Source organism: Verrucosispora sp. WMMD703 (assembly GCF_049178935.1).
Lineage (GTDB): Bacteria > Actinomycetota > Actinomycetes > Mycobacteriales > Micromonosporaceae > Micromonospora > Micromonospora sediminimaris.
The window spans coordinates 5,686,804-5,705,068 of the sequence record NZ_JBMHMM010000004.1 but is presented as its reverse complement, the minus strand read 5'-3'; the positions used below and the strand labels follow the sequence as shown (position 1 = coordinate 5,705,068).

Sequence of the window (18,265 nt, the reverse complement as noted above, 5' to 3'; positions counted from 1 at the left end):
GTCGCGCCCGCCCAGCCCCACCGAGGCGCAGCAGACAACGGAGGACGCCGCGATGGCAGTCAGCGAGATTCCGGCCCGCCCGCCGCGGGCGCCCCGGCGCCCCCGTGGTGAGGGCCAGTGGGCGCTCGGGCACCGAGAGCCCCTCAACCCCAATGAGCGGATCAAGAAGGACGACGACCCGCTCAACGTCCGGGCCCGCATCGAGAACATCTACGCCCACCGCGGGTTCGCCTCCATCGACCCGCAGGACCTGCGCGGCCGGTTCCGGTGGTGGGGCCTGTACACCCAGCGGAAGGCGGGCATCGACGGCGGGCGTACCGCCGTGCTGGAGCCGCACGAGCTTGAAGACGAGTACTTCATGCTGCGGGTACGCGTCGACGGCGGCCAGCTCGACCTGACCCAGTTGCGGACGATCGCCGAGATCTCCCGGGAGTTCGCCCGGGACACCGCGGACATCACCGACCGGCAGAACATCCAGTACCACTGGATCCGGGTCGAGGACATGCCGGAGATCTGGCGGCGGCTGGAGTCGGTCGGGTTGCAGACCACCGAGGCGTGCGGCGACTGTCCCCGGATCGTGCTGGGCAGCCCGGTGGCCGGGGTCGCCGAGGCCGAGCGGATCGACCCCACCCCGGCCATCGACGAGATCGTCAAGCGGTACGTCGGCGACAAGCAGTTCTCCAACCTGCCGCGCAAGTTCAAGTCGTCGATCTCCTGGCTGGTGGACACCCCGTACGAGGCGAACGACATCGCCTTCCTCGGTGTCGATCACCCGGAACACGGCCCGGGCTTCGACCTCTGGGTCGGCGGGGGCCTGTCCACCAACCCGATGCTGGCCCAGCGGCTCGGCACCTGGGTACCGCTGTCCGAGGTACCCGACGTCTGGGCTGGCGTGGTGGGCATTTTCCGCGACTACGGCTACCGCCGGCTGCGTCACCGGGCCCGACTGAAGTTCCTGGTCGCCGACTGGGGGGTGGCGAAGTTCCGGGAGGTGCTGGAGAAGGAGTACCTCGGGCGGACGCTGCTCGACGGCCCCGCCCCGGCACTGCCGGAGCGGCCGATCGACCACATCGGCGTACACCGCCAGCGTGACGGCCGCAACTACGTCGGCGCCGCCCCGGTGGTCGGGCGGGTCTCCGGGAGCCAGCTCGCCCAACTCGCGGACGTCGTCGAGGCGCACGGCAGCGAGCGGGTACGACTCACCCCGTACCAGAAGCTGCTGGTGCTCGACGTGCCGCCGGAGCGGACGGAGTCGCTGGTCGCGGGCCTGCGCGAGATCGGCCTGGAGGCCCAGCCGTCGGCCTGGCGGCGCGGCACCATGGCCTGCACCGGCATCGAGTACTGCAAGCTCGCCATCGTCGAGACCAAGGCGCGCGGCGAGGAACTGGTGGCCCGGCTGGAGCAGCGACTACGCGACTTCGACGCGGACATCTCCATCCACATCAACGGCTGCCCCAACGCCTGCGCCCGCACCCAGGTGGCGGACATCGGCCTCAAGGGGCAGCTGGTGACCGGGCCGGACGGCCGTCAGGTGGAGGGCTTCCAGGTGCATCTCGGCGGCGGGCTCGGCATGGCCGAGGGGCGTACCGCCGGATTCGGGCGCAAGCTGCGTGGCCTGAAGACGACCGCCGAGGAGCTGCCCGGGTACGTCGAGCGGCTGGCCGTTCGCTACCTGGCCGGCCGGACCGAGGGTGAGACGTTCGCCAACTGGGTGATTCGGGTCGACGAGGAGGAACTGCGATGAGTGGTGAGACTCGTTCCGTGCCGCTGTACTGCCCGTACTGCGGCGAGGAGGATCTGCGGCCGAGTGAGACCGGGCACGGCGCATGGGAGTGCCACGCCTGCGCGCGGGTCTTCACGGTCAGGTTCAGCGGCCTGCTCTCCCAGGCGGTGAACCGGTGAGCGCCCTGGTCTCCGCCGCCGGTCTGGGCCTGGTCGGCACCACCGCCGTGGCCACCGCCGATCCGTCCCGACGCGACCCGGACGAGCTGCGGACGCTTGCCGAACGGGCCGGGCGGGAACTGGAAGGCGCGCCCGCGTCGGAGATCGCGCGGTGGGCGGCGGAGACCTTCGGGGAGCGGTTCTGCGTGACCAGCTCGATGGCCGACGCCGTCCTCGCCCACCTGGTCTCCCGGGTGGCGCCCGGGGTGGACGTGGTCTTTCTCGACACCGGGCTGCACTTCCCGGAGACCCTCGCCGTCCGCGACGAGGTGGCCCGCACCCTCCCGGTGAACGTCCGATCCATCCGGCCGCGACTCACCGTGGGTCAACAGGACGGTGAGTACGGACCGCGGCTGTTCAACAGGTCTCCGGACGAATGCTGCCAGCTGCGCAAGGTGGAGCCGCTGGAGCGGGCGCTTACCGACTATGACGCGTGGGCCGCCGGCCTGCGTCGCGACGAGTCGCCGACCCGCGCAAACACGCCGGTGGTCACCTTCGACGCGCGTCGGGGCAAGGTGAAGGTCAACCCGATCGCGGCCTGGACGCAGGCGGACGTCGACGCGTACATCGCCCGGTGGAACGTCCCGGTCAACGAGCTGTTCCGGCGCGGGTACGGCTCGATCGGTTGCTGGCCGTGCACCCGGCGGACCGGAGCCGGTGAGGACGCCCGGGCCGGTCGCTGGGCGATGTTCGAGAAGACCGAGTGCGGGCTGCACGTCTGACCGGAGGCGTCGGCCCGACCGGCGAGCACCGGTCGGGTGACGATCCGTTGCTGCTGGTCGCCCACGGCAGTCGCGATCCCCGGGCGGCCGAGGCGACCAGGGCTCTGGCCCGGGCGGTCGCCGCCGCCCGCCCCGGTACGCCGGTGCTGCCGAGTTGGCTCGACCACACCGAGCCCGGTCCGACCGAGGCGCTGCGCGGGCTGGTTGCGGCCGGGTACTCCCGGGCGGTGCTGGTGCCGCTGCTGCTGACCGCCGCCTATCACCGTCGGGTCGACATCCCGGCGGCGGTGGCGGCGGCCCAACGATCCGGCCCGCCGATCCAGGTGCGGGTCACCGACGTGCTCGGGCCGGTGCGGGGCGAGGTGGACCCGGCGCTGCTGGCCGGGCTGCGGCGGCGGCTCGGCGAGTCGCGGCCGGGTCGGTGCGACGCCGTGGTGCTGGCCGCTGCGGGCACCCGTGACGCCGCGGCACGGGGGTCCGTCGGGCGGGTGGCCGCCGCACTGGGCGCGGCCCTGGACGTGCCGACCCGGGTGTCGTACGCCTCGGCGGCACCGCCGGATGCCGGTGCGGCGGTGACCCGACTGCGGGCGGCCGGCGCACGACGGGTGGCCGTGGCGGCCTACTTCCTGGCCCCCGGGCTGTTTCACGACGCGGTGACGGCGGCTGCCCGGGATGCCGGCGCGGTCGCGGTGGCATCCCCGCTGACCGACGTACCGGATCTGGTGGACCTGATACTCCGCCGGGTAACCACTACGTCGACGCACACCTGACTCTCCGTACCGACGAAAGAGCACGTCACATCAGCCGGGTTGCGACGGCAATATCTGCGGAGTCGGCATTTGTCGGCGACGTTGCGGGGGGCATGAACGGTGGTTCAGGGCGGACAGCAGAACGCCCCGGCGGGCTGAGCCGGCCAGGGCGTTTCGCTTCGTACGTGTGTGTGGTGGTCAGGCGGAGTGAGCGCGCAGCACCCGGAGGCCGCCGCGACGCTTGACGGCGCGCCGCTCCTCCTCGCTCATCCCGCCCCAGACGCCAGCGTCCTGACCGGATTCCAGCGCCCACTGCAGGCACTGGTCGGTCACGGAGCAGCGCCGGCAGACGGCCTTGGCCTGCTCGACCTGCAGGAGAGCCGGACCGGACGTCCCAATCGGGAAGAACAGCTCCGGGTCCTCGTCGCGGCAGACAGCATGGTGACGCCAGTCCATGGCGGCAACACTCCTCATTCTGGATGGGTGGCAGATGTTGCTTGTTGGTGCTTTTCCTATATGCATCCGCATTGCCGATGGTGACGGTTCGCGTCCGTCATTTCGGCAGTGCGTGAGCAGGCTGTTAACCCCGGGGGGCTGCTGGAAAAGCTCACCTTGCCGAGCATGTCCAGGCAATGTCCCGGTAACTCAAGTTCGCTTGTGAATACTTTCACGAACTCACGCGATGTCAAGGGTGGCGCTCGGAAAAACTCCGGACGGTGAGCAAGCCCACAACCCATTTGTCCGGGTTCCGGATCTCTCCGGCTACCCGTCGTATCACAGTCGAGGATCAATATAGTACAGTCCGCCGCGCATTGCTGACATTTCCGGCATCCGTCCCGGGTGTCGCAGTCGTCGCGCGGGGGATGTCGCCGACTGCCTCACCCCGGTGGTACCGGAGACCTAACAGATTACTCTGAGTGCGGCGGGAACGCTTGTGAATCTGACTTTTTCCCGCTCGCCAAGATAGTCGCCGTCGAGCTGAAATGCCTGAGGACGGCTCGCGACCAGCGTGAACTCGGCCACGTCGTGCAGCCGCAGCACCTTGCGACCGTGCGGATCGGGCGTCGGAGAGAAGAATTGCGTCACGGTGCGTGTCGTACTGGCGACGCCGAGCTGGCGCAGGGCCAGTACGTCGAGGCCCAGGTCGAACGACGCGGCCGGATTCGGGTTGACCTCCCGGTCCCCGACGTACGTCCACGGGGCGGTGTTCTGCACGATGATCGTGGCCAGCTCGCCCTCGGTCGTCTCGCCCGGCCGTTCCAACTGAATGGCCGGGTGTCGTCGCTCGTTGCCCAGCATTAACTGCGCGGTGAACGCCCGAAAGTAGAGCGAGGGGGAGGAGACCCGGCCCCGGCGGCGAGCTTCCTCGACCCGGTGGATCACCGACGCGTCGAGCCCGAAGCCGGCGCAGAAGGTGAAGTAGCGATCGTCGGCCCGGCCGAGGCCGATCGTGCGGCGTCGGCCCAGCCGCAGTCCCTCCATGATCATGCTGGCGCCCTCCGGCCATTCCCGGGGCAGGCCGAGCGCACGGGCGAAGACGTTCGTCGAGCCGCCGGGCACGGTGGCCAGGGCCGGCAGCCGGTCGGCGGTCGGTTCCGCACCACCCGCGGTGGTCGCCGTCATCAGCCCGTTGACCACCTCGTTCACCGTGCCGTCGCCACCTAGGGTGACCACTGCGTCGACACCCTCCTCGGCGGCCTCCCGGGCCAGCGTGGTGGCGTGGCCGCGCTGGCGGGTGTAGCGCACGGAGAGGTCGACCTCACTGCGCAGCGCTCGGACGAGCACGTCACGCGCGCGCTCACTGGTGGTGGTGGCCTTCGGATTGACCAGCAGGACGGCCCGCATGGGCGGCACTGTACTCCGCGCCGTCACCGGTATCGTGACCGCGTGACCATCGACTCCGACCCGACGCCCGTCACGCTCCGTTGGGCGGTCCGGCTGCTGCGCGGTGAGGCGGTCGCCGTCGGGCTGGTCGCCGCCTGGCTGATCTTCGCGGATCTGACCGCCGCCACCACCCATCTGACGTCGGCGCTGCTGGTGACGGCCTTCGCCGTCGGTGCTGCGGTCGCCCTCTGGGCGCTGGGCGGTGCCCTGCTCCGACGGCGGGCCGGTGCCCGCGCGCCGGCCATCGTGCTTCAGCTCATGCTGCTGCCGATCGGCTGGTTCATGATCCAGGGCGGGCTCGGCTGGCTCGGCGTGCCACTTATCACGCTCGGCGTCGGGGTGACCTGGCTGCTGGTGAGCCCGCCGACCACCCGCGCCCTGGGCTTCGAGTGAGCTGACCCGGGGGCCCGGTCACCAGCCGGAGGCGCGTCGGGTGAGCAGCGAGATGGTCGCCCGGCCGTCGCTCGCCCGTGCCCCCGCCGAGGTGGTCAGCGCGGTGAGCACCTTCCAGGCGAACGACGACTCCGCCGGCAGCCGGGCGCCCGGCATCGTCGGCACGGTCACCTCGACGGTCAGTGCGTCCTCGGTGACCGCGAAGCGGCAGTCCAGTTCGGCGTCCGCGGCGGCGATGGCGAGCAGCATCGCGCACGCCTCGTCGACCGCGATGCGCAGATCCTCGATCTCGTCCAGGGCGAACTGGAGCCGTGCCGCGAGACCGGCGGTGGCGGTGCGGAGAACGCTCAGATATCCGCCGTCCGCGGGCACGGTGAGGTGCACGATGTCGTCATCGGTCGTCGGCTGGCCGGTCAGTTGAGTCACCACTCATCCCCCCGGTCGGGGACTCTACCCGCTCGGGCCGCCACGCGGTTGACGACGGTCAGTGCGGCGGCCCGGCGGCGCGGCGGCGCGGCCGGACCGCACGGCATCGCCCGGACGGGATCCGAGGGCCACAACGCGTCGGCGGTCGGCGCGTCCACGACGGGACACGCCGACCGCCGACGCGATGAACCAGGTTCAGGTGCCGTACGCGGGCGACCTCACGCCTGCTTGGTCTCCCAGAAGATCTTGGAAATCTCGTCGATCTTCTGAAGCAGCTCGTCCGCCTTGGTCGGATCGGTGGCGCCCTTGGCGCCGGCGGCACCGGCCAGCTTGGTGGCCTCGTTGAACAGCTGGTGCAGGTGCGGGTACTTCTCGAAGTGCGGAGGCTTGAAGTAGTCGGTCCACAGCACCCAGAGGTGGTGCTTGACCAGCTCGGCCCGTTGCTCCTTGATCAGGATGGCCCTGGTGCGGAACTCCGGGTCGGTGTTGGCCTGGTACTTCTCGCAGATCATTTTCACCGACTCGGCCTCGATGCGGGCCTGCGCGGGGTCGTAGACGCCGCAGGGCAGGTCGCAGTGGGCGCTGGCGCTCACGCGGGGCGCAAGGATGCGTGGAAGTCGCATCGGGATCCTCCATGGGAAGTTTGCGATGATCCAAGACGACATTACTCCTGGACGGTGGTCCCCGAGGGGGCTGGAGGTGAAACCCGTGCCCGCCACCCGGCTGCGGTGGCCGCTGTCGGCCGTGCTGGTGACCGGACCCTCCATGGCACCCACGCTGCGTCACGGTGACGCGGTGCTGGTGCGCCGGGGCGGCCGGGCCACCCGGCCCGGTGACGTGGTGATTGCGGTTTTCCGCACTCGACCGGACCTGCTGGTGGTCAAACGGGCCGTCCGACCCGTCGATGGCGGCTGGTGGCTGTCCGGTGACAACGGCCTGGTCACCGACGACTCCCGCAGCTACGGCGTGGCGGACGTGCAGGGCCGGGTGGTGGCCCGGTACTGGCCCCGGCCCGGCCGGGTGCCGCCAAGACCGTTATGAACCTGCTCACATACTGGACCCCTGAGCCTGACTATGCTCGGAAGTGCCCGGGTGACCCCCCGCACCGCCGCCGCTCGCTCGCCTCACCGTGCGCCCGACCGGCCGGCCCAGTTGCTCGATCTTTCTGGAGTCACCATGTCTTCGTCCACCGTGGACCCTGCTGATCCCGTCTTCCAACTGCACCGGGGCGGCAAGATGGCCGTCGTCTCGACCGTGCCGCTGACCAGCCGGGACGATCTCTCTCTCGCGTACACCCCGGGTGTGGCCCGGGTCTGCGAGGCGATCGCCGCCGACCCGTCCCTCGCCCACGACTACACCTGGGCCTCGCGCGCAGTCGCGGTCGTCACCGACGGCTCGGCCGTACTCGGTCTCGGCAACATCGGCCCGAGCGCCGCGCTGCCGGTGATGGAGGGCAAGGCCGTGCTGTTCAAGCAGTTCGGCGGGGTCGACGCGGTACCGGTCTGCCTGGCCACCCAGGACGTCGACGAGATCGTCGCGGTGGTCACCGCGCTCGCGCCGTCGTTCGGTGGCATCAACCTGGAGGACATCAGCGCGCCGCGGTGCTTCGAGGTGGAGCGGCGGCTCGACGAGGCGTTGGACATCCCCGTCTTCCACGACGACCAGCACGGCACCGCGATCGTCGTGCTGGCCGCGTTGCGCAACGCGGCGACGCTGCTCAACCGCAAGCTCGGGGATCTGCGGGTGGCCGTCAGCGGTGCGGGAGCGGCCGGCGTGGCGGTGACCAGGATGCTGGTGGCCGGCGGCGTGGACCCGGAGCGAGTCGTGGTCTGCGACTCCCAGGGCATCATCTGTCGGCAGCGCGCCGGACTCACCGGGACGAAGGCCGAACTCGCCGAGCTGACCAACGCCGACGGCCGGCAGGGCGACGTCGCCGAGGCGCTGCGCGACGCCGACGTGCTGATCGGGGTCTCCGGCGGGCGGATCCCCGAACGTGCGGTCGCCGGCATGGCCCCGGGCGGCATCGTGTTCGCGCTGGCCAACCCCACCCCCGAGGTGGACCCGGAGGTGGCGGCCCGACACGTCGCGGTGGTCGCCACCGGCCGCAGTGACTACCCGAATCAGATCAACAACGTGTTGGCCTTCCCGGGCGTTTTCCGAGGTGCGCTCGACGCCCGAGCCACCCGGATCACCGACGCCATGAAGGTCGCCGCGGCCGACGCGATCGCCTCGGTGGTGGCCGAGACGCTCACGCCCGAGGCCATCGTGCCCTCGCCGCTCGACCCGCGGGTGGCACCGGCGGTGGCCGACGCGGTCGCCGAGGCGGCCCGCCGGGACGGCGTGGCCCGCGCCTGAGTGTCACGAAGGGCCCTGTCCAGGCGTGGACAGGGCCCTTCTTAACGGGCGCTCAGCTTGTTACGGTGCGGATCATGCGTGCCGCCTTCGCCTCCCGTTTCGACGACGCCGACCCGCTCGCCGCGCTCACCGTCGGTGATCAGCCCGAGCCGAGCCTGCCCGACGAGGACTGGGTGACGCTGCGCGTCACGGCCAGTTCGCTGAACCACCACGACCTGTGGTCGCTACGCGGCGTCGGGCTCCGTGCCGAACAACTGCCGATGATCCTCGGCTGCGACGCGGCCGGCGTGGACCCCGACGGTAACGAGGTGGTCGTCTACCCCGTCGTACCGACGCCCGGCGACCCGCGCGGAATGTCCATCCTCTCCGAGCACTTCCCCGGGACGCTGGCGGAGCGGGTGGCCGTACCCAGGTCGAACCTGCTGCCGCTGCCGGCGGGGCTGGCGGCGGCCGACGCCGCGTGCCTGCCGACGGCCTGGCTGACGGCCTGGCGGATGCTCACCACCAAGGGCCGGGTCGCCGACGCCGACGCCGTCCTGGTCCAGGGCGCCGGGGGTGGCGTGGCCACCGCGGCCGTCGCGCTGGCCGTCGCGCTCGGCAAGCGGGTGTACGCGACCAGCCGCGACGCCGCCAAGCGCGAGCGCATCGCCGAGTTGGGCGCGACCGCCGTGGAACCGGGCGCGCGGCTGCCCGAGCGGGTCGACCTGGTGATCGAGACGGTCGGTGCGGCGACCTTCGACCACTCGTTGAAGTCGGCCGCCCTGGGTGCCCGGATCGTGGTCTCCGGCGCCACCGCCGGCCACGAGCCGACTGTCAACCTGCGCCGGGTCTTCGCCATGCAGCTGGAAATCCTGGGTACCTCGATGGGCACGCCTGACGAACTGGCCGCCCTGCTGACGTTCTGCGCCGAGCGGGAAGTGCGTCCGGTGATCGACAGCGTGGTGCCGTTCAGCCGCGTCGGCGACGCCTTCGCACGGCTGCACTCAGGTGACGTCTTCGGCAAGGTGGTCGTCGACCACACCGCCTGATCCGTCCCCGGACCGACCGGATCGCGCACTTTCCCTGATGGTGGGGGCTGCCCGGCCGCTGAGGCAGCAACATCCCCGATGGTGCGGCGTGGATCCGGCGGTGTGCGGGTTACAGGTTGTTGTCGAGGGTGGCGACGTCGTCGCGGGAGGCGGCGGTGGGGATGCGCTCCTTGGCTTCGGCGTCGCCGTAGAGCGTCCAACGCAGGAACTCGGTGGTGGTGTCGGCGACCACCCGCAGCGCTGCCCCCTCGCCGCGGAGCAGGGCACGGCCATGGTCGCCGTCGGGCAGGCTCAGCATCGCCTTCGGCCACGGCACCTTGTCGTACACGGCCTTGCCGGCGGCGTACTGCACCACCTCGTCAGCCTGGCCGTGCACGAACAGCTGCGGCGCGGCGGCACCGGCGAACGCGGTGCCCACCCCGAGGGCGGTGCCGGCGAAGACGATTCCGGCGGCCAGCCGCTCGTCGCGGCCGGCGGTGAACAGCCCGATAGTGGTCACCGCACCCGCGGAGTGGCCGGCGGCGGCCACCCGGTCGGTGGCCAGCCGCCCGCGAAGGGGATCACCGTCCCGGGTGTCGAGGGCGAGCAACCGGGTCAGCGCGTACGACACGTCGGCCGGCTGGTTGAGCACATCGAGCACATTTGGGTCGCCGCCACCACGGGAGGTCTTCGGGAAGGTCGGCGCGGCCACCACGAAACCGGCCGAGGCCCACCTGGTCAGCAGCGACTCGTAGTCGTCGGGACGGCCACCCAGGCCGTGGCTGAACATGATCACGGGGAACTTCCCGTCCGCGGCGTCGACACCGCTGGCCGGCTGCCCACCGGCCCGGCCGGCCGCCGGGTACCAGACGGTCACCGGCAGTGGTCGGTCGCCGTCGCGGTTCAGCTTCAGCTGTCGTACGCCGAGCGCGAAGGTGCCCTCCGGGGCGTTGCCGGCGGGGACCGCCGGGGAGACCGAGGGCGCGACGGAGACAGTGGCCTGCGGAGTGGCGGCATCCGCCCGCTCGGTGGGCTCACGGTCGGTGGAACAGCCTGCCAGGGTGCTGGCGAGGAGAGCGGAGGCGGCCAGAGCGGAGGCGGCACGACGCGACATGGCTCCGATTGTGCCCGCACCGTCGGCGGCGCGTACGGGCGCACCGGGCACGCCGGCTGGACAGGTTTCGCTAAGGTTCCCGGCATGGCTGAGAACTACACCGACCCGAGCGGCAACACCGAGGCGTTCCGTGCCTTCGTCGACACGGAGGCCGCTCCGGCGGAGGCCACGTCGCGTACTGGTCTGATCATCGGGGCGGCCGTGGTCGCCGCGGTGCTGCTCGCCCTCGCCACCTGGCTCGCCTTCGGCTGACCGGGCCGGCGTCAGTCGCCGCCCCTGACCACGGCCCGGGCGGCGCGGGCGATCTCCCGCTCCTCGTCGGTACCGATGACGCAGACGGCCACCTCCGCGCCGTCCGGCGAGATGATCCGGTCGCCGCTGCCCGCGTTGCGGTCCGGGTCGACCGTGATGCCGAGCCGGTCCAGCCCGGCCAGCGCCGCCGCGCGCACCGGCGCCGCGTGCTCGCCGACCCCGGCGGTGAAGGTGACCGCATCCACCCGGCCGAGCAGCGCGTAGTACGCCCCCACATAGCCGGTTATCCGGCGGCAGTAGACGTCGAAGGCGAGCGCTGCGGCCGGGTCGCCGGCTGCCCGCTGGGCGAGCAGCTCGCGCATGTCGTTGACCCCGCTCAGCCCGAGCAGGCCGCTGCGATGGTTGAGCAGGTCATCGATCTCGTCGACGCCCAGTCCGCCCTCGCGCCGCAGGTGGAACACGATCGTCGGATCGAGGTCGCCACTGCGGGTGCCCATCACCAGCCCCTCCAACGGCGACATGCCCATCGACGTGGCGACGCTTCGTCCGCCGGCCACCGCACAGGCGCTGGCGCCGTTGCCCAGGTGCAGTGTGATCGTGTTGATCTCCTCGTACCGGCGGTCCAGCAGTTCCGCCGTGCGCCGGGACACGTACGCGTGGGAGGTGCCGTGGAAGCCGTACCGCCGGATTCCGTACCGCTGCGCGACCTCGCGGTCTATCGCGTACGTGGCGGCGGAGTCGGGCAGCGTGTGGTGGAACGCGGTGTCGAAGACGGCGACCTGCGGCACCTCGGGCAGGGCCTGGCGGGCCACCTCGATGCCGGCGAGGTTCGCCGGGTTGTGCAGGGGCGCCAGCGGCACCAGGTCGGTGATGGCGGCCAGCACCTCGTCGTCGACAAGCGTCGGTGCGGTGAACCGCTGGCCGCCGTGCACCACCCGGTGCCCGACGGCGGCGAGGCCGGTCAGGTCCAGCCCGTCCAGGATCTGGCGGATCGCGCCGGTGTGGTCGCTCGGCCCACCGCCGGGCTCACCGATCCGCTCGACGGTGCCCTTGTCCAGCACCCGGTCGCCGTCGTACAGCCGGTACTTGATCGACGAAGATCCGCTGTTGAGCACCAGCACCTTGCTCACGGGTGCACCTCGGCGAGCGCGGCGGCCTGGATGGCGGTGATCGCCACGGTGTTGACGATGTCCGGCACGGTGGCCCCCCGGGAGAGATCGTTGACCGGCCGGCGCAGGCCCTGCATGACCGGCCCGACGGCCACCGCTCCGGCGGAGCGCTGCACCGCCTTGTACGTGTTGTTGCCGGTGTTCAGGTCCGGGAAGATGAAGACCGTCGCGCGGCCGGCGACCGCGCTGCCGGGCAGCTTGGTGGCGGCGACGGCCGGGTCGATGGCCGCGTCGTACTGGATCGGGCCCTCGACGGCCAGTTCGGGTCGGCGTTGCCGGACCAGCGCGGTGGCCGCCGCGACCTTCTCCACGTCCTCGCCCGCGCCCGAACTCCCGGTCGAGTAGGACAGCATCGCCACCCGGGGTTCGATGCCGAACCGGGCCGCGGTGTCCGCCGAGGAGATGGCGATGTCGGCGAGCTGGGCGGCATCCGGATCGCGGTTGACCGCGCAGTCGCCGTAGACCAGCACCCGGTCGGCGAGCAGCATGAAGAAGACGCTGGAGGCGACGGAGACCTCCGGCAGGGTCTTGACGATCTCGAAGGCCGGCCGGATGGTCGCCGCCGTGGTGTGCGTGGCACCGGAGACCATGCCGTCGGCGTGGCCCGCCCACACCATCATGGTGCCGAAGTAGTTGGGTTGGGCGACGATGTCGTGCGCCAACTCGGCGGTGACCCCCCGGTGCGCGCGCAACTTCGCGTACGCCTCGGCGAACTCGTCGCGCCAAGGGCTGCTCGCCGGGTCGACCACCCGGGCCTCGCCGATGTCCACCCCCAGTTCCCGGGCCCGCCGGGCAACCTCCTCCGGCCGGCCGAGCAGGGTCAGATCGGCCACTCCCCGGCGCAACAGGATCTCGGTGGCGCGCAGGATCCGCTCCTCGGTCCCCTCCGGCAGCACCAGGTGCCGCCGCCGGGTCCGGGCCCGGTCTATCAGGTCGTACTCGAACATCAACGGGGTGACCCGGGCGGACCGGCTGACCCGTAGCCGGCCGGCCAACTCGACGGTGTCGACATGCGCCTCGAAGGCACCGAGCGCGGCCTCCACCTTTCGGGGGTTCCCGGCGCTGGGCCGACCCTCGATCCGGCTCGACGCGGCCACCGTGTGGTAGCTGTCACTGGTCACCGACAGCACCGCGAGCCGGGCGTTCAGCGCCTCCACCAGACGCATCGCCCGCGAATCGGGCGGCACGCCGAGGGTGAGCACCAACCCGGCCAGCGACACCTGGCCGGCGACGTGTGCGGCGCTTGCCGCCACCAGCAGATCGTCCCGGTCACCCGGCATGATCAGCAGCGCGCCCTCGGTCAGGTGTTCCAGCAGGGTCGGCACGTGGGCCGCACCGACGACGTAGTCGAGCACGTCGCGGGCGAGCGCGGTCTCGTCACCGGCCAGCAGCGTGGCGCCCAGCGCCCCCGCCACCTCCGCCACCGTCGGCGCGGAGACGCTCGGCACCTCCGGGATGGCGTACGCGGGGACCGGCAGCCGGGGCAGCGCCATCGCCCCGGGGACCCGGTTGGCCAGCACCGCGAGCACGGTCGCGCCGAGGTCCGCGAGGTCGTGGTACGCGCCCCGGGCGGCGGCGGCGATCGCCGCCGGCTGCTGCCCGTAGCCGTCCACCACCGGCACCACGACGCTGCCGAACTCCGTGGCCATCCGGGCGTTGAAGGCCAGCTCGCGCGGGCCGGCGGTGTCACCGGCGGCGGCGAAGTCACTGCCGACCACGACCATCGCCGCGAACCGTCGCTCCACGTCCCGGTAGCGCTCGACGATCCGGGAAATCAACTCCTCCCGACGACCGTCGGCGACCAGGGCGGTGGCCTCGGCGTACGTGGTGCCGTTCAGGTCTGCCACCGGTAGCCCCACCCGGTAACGCTCGCTGAGCAGGGTGAGGATCGGATCGGGGCGATCCTGCGCGACCAGCGGACGGAACACGCCGATCCCGCCGACCTGCCGGGACAACAACTCGGCGAGGCCGAGGGCGATCGTCGACTTCCCCCCGCCCGAGCCGACACTGGTCAGGTACACGCTGCGGGCCACGGCACTCACGCTACAAGATCAGGGTTGTTCCCGCGTGGGTCCTCGGACCTGCCCACCCGGGCCAGCCGGGGTGGCCGCCCGGCGATCAGTCGTCGTCTTCGTCGTCGAGCCGGGCCAGCCAGGTGGCGAACCGTTCGATCGGCACCTCGAACTCCGGGTTCACGTCGACGAAGTCACGCAGCCGGGCGGCCAGCCACTCCAGGCTGACCTGCTCGTCGCCGCGCCGCTCGACCAGTTCCTCGATGCCCCGGTCGGTGAAGTACATGGTCCTACTCGCTTCCTCACCGGAACCCGGTGAAGCCGGCCGGTCCCGCCCCACCGTAGGGCGGGACGGGACCGGGTCAGTTCTCGTCAGGGGCGGGGAAGTGCCGCCTCGATCAACGCGTTCTGCTCGACCTCGTGCATCTTCGCCGAGCCGACGGCCGGCGCCGCGGCGGCCGGACGGGAGATGCGGCGCAGCCGGACACCGTCGAGGTGCTCCAGCAGGTTGAGCGCGACGAACGACCAGGCACCCTGGTTGGCCGGCTCCTCCTGTACCCAGGCGAAGTCCTCCGCGTTCGGGAACTGCGCGAGCGCGGCCCGGATCTCCTCCACCGGCATCGGGTAGAGCTGCTCCAGCCGGATGATCGCCGTGTTGCTGATGCCGCGCTCCTGCCGGGCCTGGAACAGGTCGTAGTAGACCTTGCCCGAGCAGAGCAGCACCCGCTTGACCCGCTCGGGGTTGCCGGCCGCCGGGTCGGCCAGCACCGGGGAGAAGGTGCCGGTGGTGAAGTCCTCCACCGACGAGACGCAGAGCTTGTGCCGCAGCAGCGACTTCGGTGTGAACACCACGAGCGGCTTGCGCTTGGGCGAGAGGGCCTGGCGGCGTAGCAGGTGGAAGTAGTTCGCCGGGGTGGTCGGGTTCGCCACCCGCATGTTGTCCTCGGCACAGAGCTGGAGGAAGCGCTCCGGGCGGCCGGAGGTGTGGTCCGGCCCCTGGCCCTCGTGGCCGTGCGGCAGCAGCAGGGTCACCGCGGACCGCTGGCCCCACTTCACCTCACCTGAGGAGATGAACTCGTCGATCACCGACTGGGAGCCGTTGACGAAGTCACCGAACTGCGCCTCCCAGCAGACCAGCGCGTCGAGGTTCTCCACCGAGTAGCCGTACTCGAAGCCCATCGCCGCGTACTCGCTCAACAGCGAGTCGTGCACGAAGAGTCGGGACCGCTCGCCGTCGGCGGTGAGCGACTGCAGCGGCAGGTAGTCGTCGCCGGTCTCCGCGTCGACGATCGAGGCGTGCCGCTGCACGAAGGTGCCGCGACGCGAGTCCTGCCCGGCGAGCCGGACGGTGACCCCGTCGTGCAGCAGCGCACCGAAAGCGATGATCTCGCCGAAGCCCCAGTCGATGTTGCCCTCGACGGCCATCCGGGCCCGCCGGTCGAGCAGCTGCCGGATCCGCTTGTGCGGGGTGAAGCCGTCCGGCAGGTTGACGTGTGCCTCACCGATGGCCTTGATGACCGACGCCTCGGTCGCCGTCTCCACCTGCGGCTCGGGCTCGTCCTGCCGGGGCGGGCGGCTCAGCTGACGTGGCGTGCTGGCCGCGTCGCGGGTGGCCTTGAAGACCCGCTCAAGCTGTGCCTGGTAGTCGCGCAGCAGCTCTTCGGCGTCTTCCAGGGTGATGTCACCCCGCCCGATCAGCTCCTCGGTGTAGAGCTTGCGGACCGAGCGCTTCGAGTCGATGATCCGGTACATCTGGGGGTTGGACATCGAGGGGTCATCGCCCTCGTTGTGCCCGCGCCGCCGGTAGCAGACCAGGTCGATGACGACGTCCTTGTTGAACGCCTGGCGGTACTCGAAGGCGAGCCGGGCGACCCGGACCACGGCCTCCGGGTCGTCGCCGTTGACGTGGAAGATCGGGGCCTGGATCATCCGGGCCACGTCGGTGCTGTAGAGGCTGGAGCGGCTGTACTCCGGGGCGGTGGTGAAGCCGACCTGGTTGTTGACCACCACGTGCACCGTCCCACCGGTGCGGTAACCACGCAGCTGGGAGAGGTTGAGCGTTTCGGCCACCACGCCCTGGCCGGCGAAGGCCGCGTCACCGTGCACCGCCAGCGGCAGCACGGTGTAGCCCTCCAGCTTGAGGTCGATGCGGTCCTGCTTGGCCCGGACGATCCCCTCCAGCACCGGGTCGACGGCCTCCAGGTGCGACGGGTTCGCCACCACCGAGACCTTCACCGCGTGGTCGCCGTCGGGGGTGGTGAACTTGCCGTTCTGGCCCAGGTGGTACTTCACGTCGCCGGAGCCCTGGGTGGAGCGTGGGTCCAGGTGCCCCTCGAACTCGGAGAAGATCTTCTCGTACGGCTTGCCGACGATGTTGGCCAGCACGTTGAGCCGACCCCGGTGGGCCATGCCGATGACAACCTCGTCCAGGTCGCCCTCGGCGGCGGCCTCCAGCACCTCACCGAGCAGCGGGATGAGCGACTCACCGCCCTCCAGCGAGAAGCGCTTCTGGCCGACGTACTTGGTCTGGAGGAAGGTCTCGAAGGCCTCGGCCGCGTTGAGCCGGTTGAGCACGTGCTTCTGCTCGCCGGCCGGCGGCTTCTCGTACTTGCGCTCGACCCGCTCCTGGATCCAGCGGCGCTCGGCCGGGTCCTGGATGTGCATGTACTCGATGCCGACCCGGCGGCAGTACGAGTCGCGCAGGACGCCGAGGATCTCCCGCAGCTTCATCCGCTGCCGGCCGGCGAAGCCGTTCACCGGGAAGGTGCGGTCCAGGTCCCACAGGGTCAGCCCGTGCTGGAGGACGTCCAGATCCGGGTGCTTGCGGATCTTGAACTCCAGCGGGTCGGTGTCAGCCATCAGGTGGCCACGAACCCGGTAGGAGTGGATCAGCTCGTGGACCCGGGCGGTCTTGTTGATCTGCCCCTCGCTGTCGACCGCGACGTCGCGCATCCAGCGCACCGGCTCGTACGGGATCCGCAGCGAGGTGAAGATCTGGTCGTAGAAGCCGTGCTCGCCGAGCATCAGCTCGTGCATGACCTTGAGGAACTCGCCGGACTGCGCGCCCTGGATGATCCGGTGGTCGTACGTGCTGGTCAGCGTGATGACCTTGCTGACCGCCAGCTCGGCCAGGGTGGCCTCGCTCATGCCCTGGTACGGCGCCGGGTACTCCATGGCACCGACCCCGATGATCGCGCTCTGGCCCTGCATCAGTCGCGGCATGGAGTGCACCGTGCCGATGCCGCCGGGGTTGGTCAGCGAGATCGTGGTGCCGGAGTAGTCCTCCATGGTCAGCTCGTTGCGCCGGGCGCGCCGGACGACGTCCTCGTACGCCTGCCAGAACTGCCGGAAGTCCATCTGCTCGCAGGCCTTGATGGAGGGGACCACCAGGTTACGGCTGCCGTCCGGCTTGGTCAGGTCGATGGCGATGCCCAGGTTGACGTGCTCGGGGCGGACCATCACCGGCTTGCCGTCGACCTCGGCGAAGGAGTTGTTCATCTCGGGGTGGGCGACGAGCGCCCGCACCAGGGCGTAGCCGATCAGGTGGGTGAAGCTGACCTTGCCGCCGCGGCCCCGGGCGAGGTGGTTGTTGATCACGATGCGGTTGTCGACCAGGAGCTTGGCCGGCACGGCTCGGACACTCGTCGCGGTCGGTACGGCCAGCGACGCATCCATGTTCTGGACGATCTTGGCGGCTACTCCGCGCAGCGGGGTGGTCTGTGGCCCGTTGGCGGTGGGCGCGGTCCGGGTCGGCTGGCTCTTCGCCGGCTCGGCCTTGGCCGGCTTCGCGGTGGTCGGCTTCGCGGCGGGCGCCGGCTTCGACGCGGCGGCTGCCGGCTTCGACGTCGCCGCCGTGGTACCGCGTTCCGCCTTGCCCGCCGGCTCGGCCTTCGCCGCCGGTTCGCTCTTCGCCGCCGGTTCGCTCTTCGTCGCCGGTTCGGTCCTGGCCGGGGTGGCGTCCGTGGTCGCGGCGGTGGTGGCCGGCCGCCCGTCACCGGTGCCCGCTGTGCTCTGGCCGGGACGGTAGTCGGCGAAGAAATCGTGCCAGGCCGGGTCGACGCTGCTGGGATCGGCGAGATAGCGCTGGTACATCTCCTCGACGATCCACTCGTTCGGGCCGAAACCCGCCAGTGGGTTCTCCTGCGAAGTCTGCTGGGTCGACACGGCCGGTAATCGCCTCTTTCACGCGGGTTTGTGTGTCACGCGGTGTCCGATGCGCCGGGACGGACGCAGAGGACGGT

18 protein-coding genes are annotated in these 18,265 nt (G+C 71.0%); 9 read left to right on the top strand and 9 right to left on the bottom strand.

Annotated elements, in window-relative coordinates:
- Nucleotides 1-52: 52 nt before the first annotated feature.
- The 4 genes from ACN26Z_RS26465 to ACN26Z_RS26450 are packed head-to-tail and all read left to right on the top strand — an operon-like array spanning nucleotide 53 to nucleotide 3,433.
- On the top strand, nucleotides 53-1,744 hold the full coding sequence (locus tag ACN26Z_RS26465) for a nitrite/sulfite reductase (RefSeq protein WP_421463862.1): 1,692 nt from the start codon (nucleotides 53-55) through the stop codon (nucleotides 1,742-1,744).
- Nucleotides 1,741-1,902 (top strand): hypothetical protein, encoded by a 162-nt coding sequence (locus tag ACN26Z_RS26460; RefSeq protein WP_396884715.1) that lies wholly within the window; start codon nucleotides 1,741-1,743, stop codon nucleotides 1,900-1,902. The genes ACN26Z_RS26465 and ACN26Z_RS26460 overlap by 4 nt, the downstream gene beginning before the upstream one ends.
- On the top strand, nucleotides 1,899-2,663 hold the full coding sequence (locus tag ACN26Z_RS26455; RefSeq protein WP_396884714.1) for a phosphoadenylyl-sulfate reductase: 765 nt from the start codon (nucleotides 1,899-1,901) through the stop codon (nucleotides 2,661-2,663). Before ACN26Z_RS26460 ends, ACN26Z_RS26455 begins: the two co-directional genes overlap by 4 nt.
- Nucleotides 2,645-3,433 (top strand): sirohydrochlorin chelatase, encoded by a 789-nt coding sequence (locus tag ACN26Z_RS26450; RefSeq protein ID WP_421463860.1) that lies wholly within the window; start codon nucleotides 2,645-2,647, stop codon nucleotides 3,431-3,433. The genes ACN26Z_RS26455 and ACN26Z_RS26450 overlap by 19 nt, the downstream gene beginning before the upstream one ends.
- Before the next feature lie 177 nt (nucleotides 3,434-3,610).
- Here the strand turns inward: ACN26Z_RS26450 and ACN26Z_RS26445 are convergent, their stop codons facing one another.
- Together ACN26Z_RS26445 and ACN26Z_RS26440 are read right to left on the bottom strand one after the other, a co-directional pair.
- Complete coding sequence (locus ACN26Z_RS26445; protein ID WP_007072794.1) at nucleotides 3,611-3,868, bottom strand: WhiB family transcriptional regulator; 258 nt, start codon at nucleotides 3,866-3,868, stop codon at nucleotides 3,611-3,613.
- Nucleotides 3,869-4,312: 444 nt separating this feature from the next.
- Complete coding sequence (locus tag ACN26Z_RS26440; protein WP_421463858.1) at nucleotides 4,313-5,257, bottom strand: diacylglycerol/lipid kinase family protein; 945 nt, start codon at nucleotides 5,255-5,257, stop codon at nucleotides 4,313-4,315.
- A 42-nt stretch (nucleotides 5,258-5,299) separates the two neighbouring features.
- Between ACN26Z_RS26440 and ACN26Z_RS26435 the strand changes: the two genes are divergently transcribed.
- Nucleotides 5,300-5,689: a hypothetical protein gene (locus ACN26Z_RS26435; protein WP_282236957.1), complete on the top strand. Its 390-nt coding sequence runs from the start codon at nucleotides 5,300-5,302 to the stop codon at nucleotides 5,687-5,689.
- 18 nt (nucleotides 5,690-5,707) lie between these two features.
- On the opposite strand, the gene ACN26Z_RS26430 is transcribed toward ACN26Z_RS26435, so the two are convergent.
- Nucleotides 5,708-6,115, bottom strand: a complete 408-nt coding sequence (locus tag ACN26Z_RS26430) for an anti-sigma regulatory factor (protein ID WP_093405509.1) — start codon at nucleotides 6,113-6,115, stop codon at nucleotides 5,708-5,710.
- Nucleotides 6,116-6,333: 218 nt separating this feature from the next.
- A complete protein-coding gene (gene sodN / locus ACN26Z_RS26425) occupies nucleotides 6,334-6,738 on the bottom strand; it encodes a superoxide dismutase, Ni (RefSeq protein ID WP_093405250.1) in 405 nt (134 codons plus the stop codon).
- A 25-nt stretch (nucleotides 6,739-6,763) separates the two neighbouring features.
- Between sodN and ACN26Z_RS26420 the strand changes: the two genes are divergently transcribed.
- The 3 genes from ACN26Z_RS26420 to ACN26Z_RS26410 all read left to right on the top strand — a co-directional run bounded on the left by ACN26Z_RS26420 (nucleotide 6,764) and on the right by ACN26Z_RS26410 (nucleotide 9,498).
- Nucleotides 6,764-7,156, top strand: a complete 393-nt coding sequence (locus ACN26Z_RS26420; protein ID WP_093405253.1) for a S24/S26 family peptidase — start codon at nucleotides 6,764-6,766, stop codon at nucleotides 7,154-7,156.
- Between the two features lie 135 nt (nucleotides 7,157-7,291).
- On the top strand, nucleotides 7,292-8,470 hold the full coding sequence (locus ACN26Z_RS26415) for an NAD(P)-dependent malic enzyme (RefSeq protein ID WP_421463855.1): 1,179 nt from the start codon (nucleotides 7,292-7,294) through the stop codon (nucleotides 8,468-8,470).
- A 65-nt stretch (nucleotides 8,471-8,535) separates the two neighbouring features.
- On the top strand, nucleotides 8,536-9,498 hold the full coding sequence (locus ACN26Z_RS26410; protein WP_421463853.1) for a zinc-binding dehydrogenase: 963 nt from the start codon (nucleotides 8,536-8,538) through the stop codon (nucleotides 9,496-9,498).
- A gap of 109 nt (nucleotides 9,499-9,607) precedes the next feature.
- On the opposite strand, the gene ACN26Z_RS26405 is transcribed toward ACN26Z_RS26410, so the two are convergent.
- Nucleotides 9,608-10,591 (bottom strand): alpha/beta hydrolase family protein, encoded by a 984-nt coding sequence (locus ACN26Z_RS26405; protein ID WP_421463851.1) that lies wholly within the window; start codon nucleotides 10,589-10,591, stop codon nucleotides 9,608-9,610.
- Nucleotides 10,592-10,675: 84 nt separating this feature from the next.
- Here ACN26Z_RS26405 and ACN26Z_RS26400 point away from each other — a divergent pair, with 84 nt between their 5' ends.
- Complete coding sequence (locus tag ACN26Z_RS26400) at nucleotides 10,676-10,843, top strand: hypothetical protein (protein ID WP_421463849.1); 168 nt, start codon at nucleotides 10,676-10,678, stop codon at nucleotides 10,841-10,843.
- Between the two features lie 11 nt (nucleotides 10,844-10,854).
- Here the strand turns inward: ACN26Z_RS26400 and ACN26Z_RS26395 are convergent, their stop codons facing one another.
- The 4 genes from ACN26Z_RS26395 to ACN26Z_RS26380 form a co-directional block, all read right to left on the bottom strand.
- Nucleotides 10,855-11,973 (bottom strand): acetate/propionate family kinase, encoded by a 1,119-nt coding sequence (locus ACN26Z_RS26395; RefSeq protein WP_421463847.1) that lies wholly within the window; start codon nucleotides 11,971-11,973, stop codon nucleotides 10,855-10,857.
- On the bottom strand, nucleotides 11,970-14,054 hold the full coding sequence (pta, locus tag ACN26Z_RS26390) for a phosphate acetyltransferase (RefSeq protein WP_421463845.1): 2,085 nt from the start codon (nucleotides 14,052-14,054) through the stop codon (nucleotides 11,970-11,972). The genes ACN26Z_RS26395 and pta overlap by 4 nt, the downstream gene beginning before the upstream one ends.
- 76 nt (nucleotides 14,055-14,130) lie before the next feature.
- Nucleotides 14,131-14,310, bottom strand: coding sequence for a DUF6104 family protein (locus ACN26Z_RS26385; protein WP_093405266.1), 180 nt, complete (start codon nucleotides 14,308-14,310; stop codon nucleotides 14,131-14,133).
- A gap of 86 nt (nucleotides 14,311-14,396) precedes the next feature.
- Nucleotides 14,397-18,188: a multifunctional oxoglutarate decarboxylase/oxoglutarate dehydrogenase thiamine pyrophosphate-binding subunit/dihydrolipoyllysine-residue succinyltransferase subunit gene (locus ACN26Z_RS26380; RefSeq protein WP_421463843.1), complete on the bottom strand. Its 3,792-nt coding sequence runs from the start codon at nucleotides 18,186-18,188 to the stop codon at nucleotides 14,397-14,399.
- Between the last annotated feature and the right edge of the window lie 77 nt (nucleotides 18,189-18,265).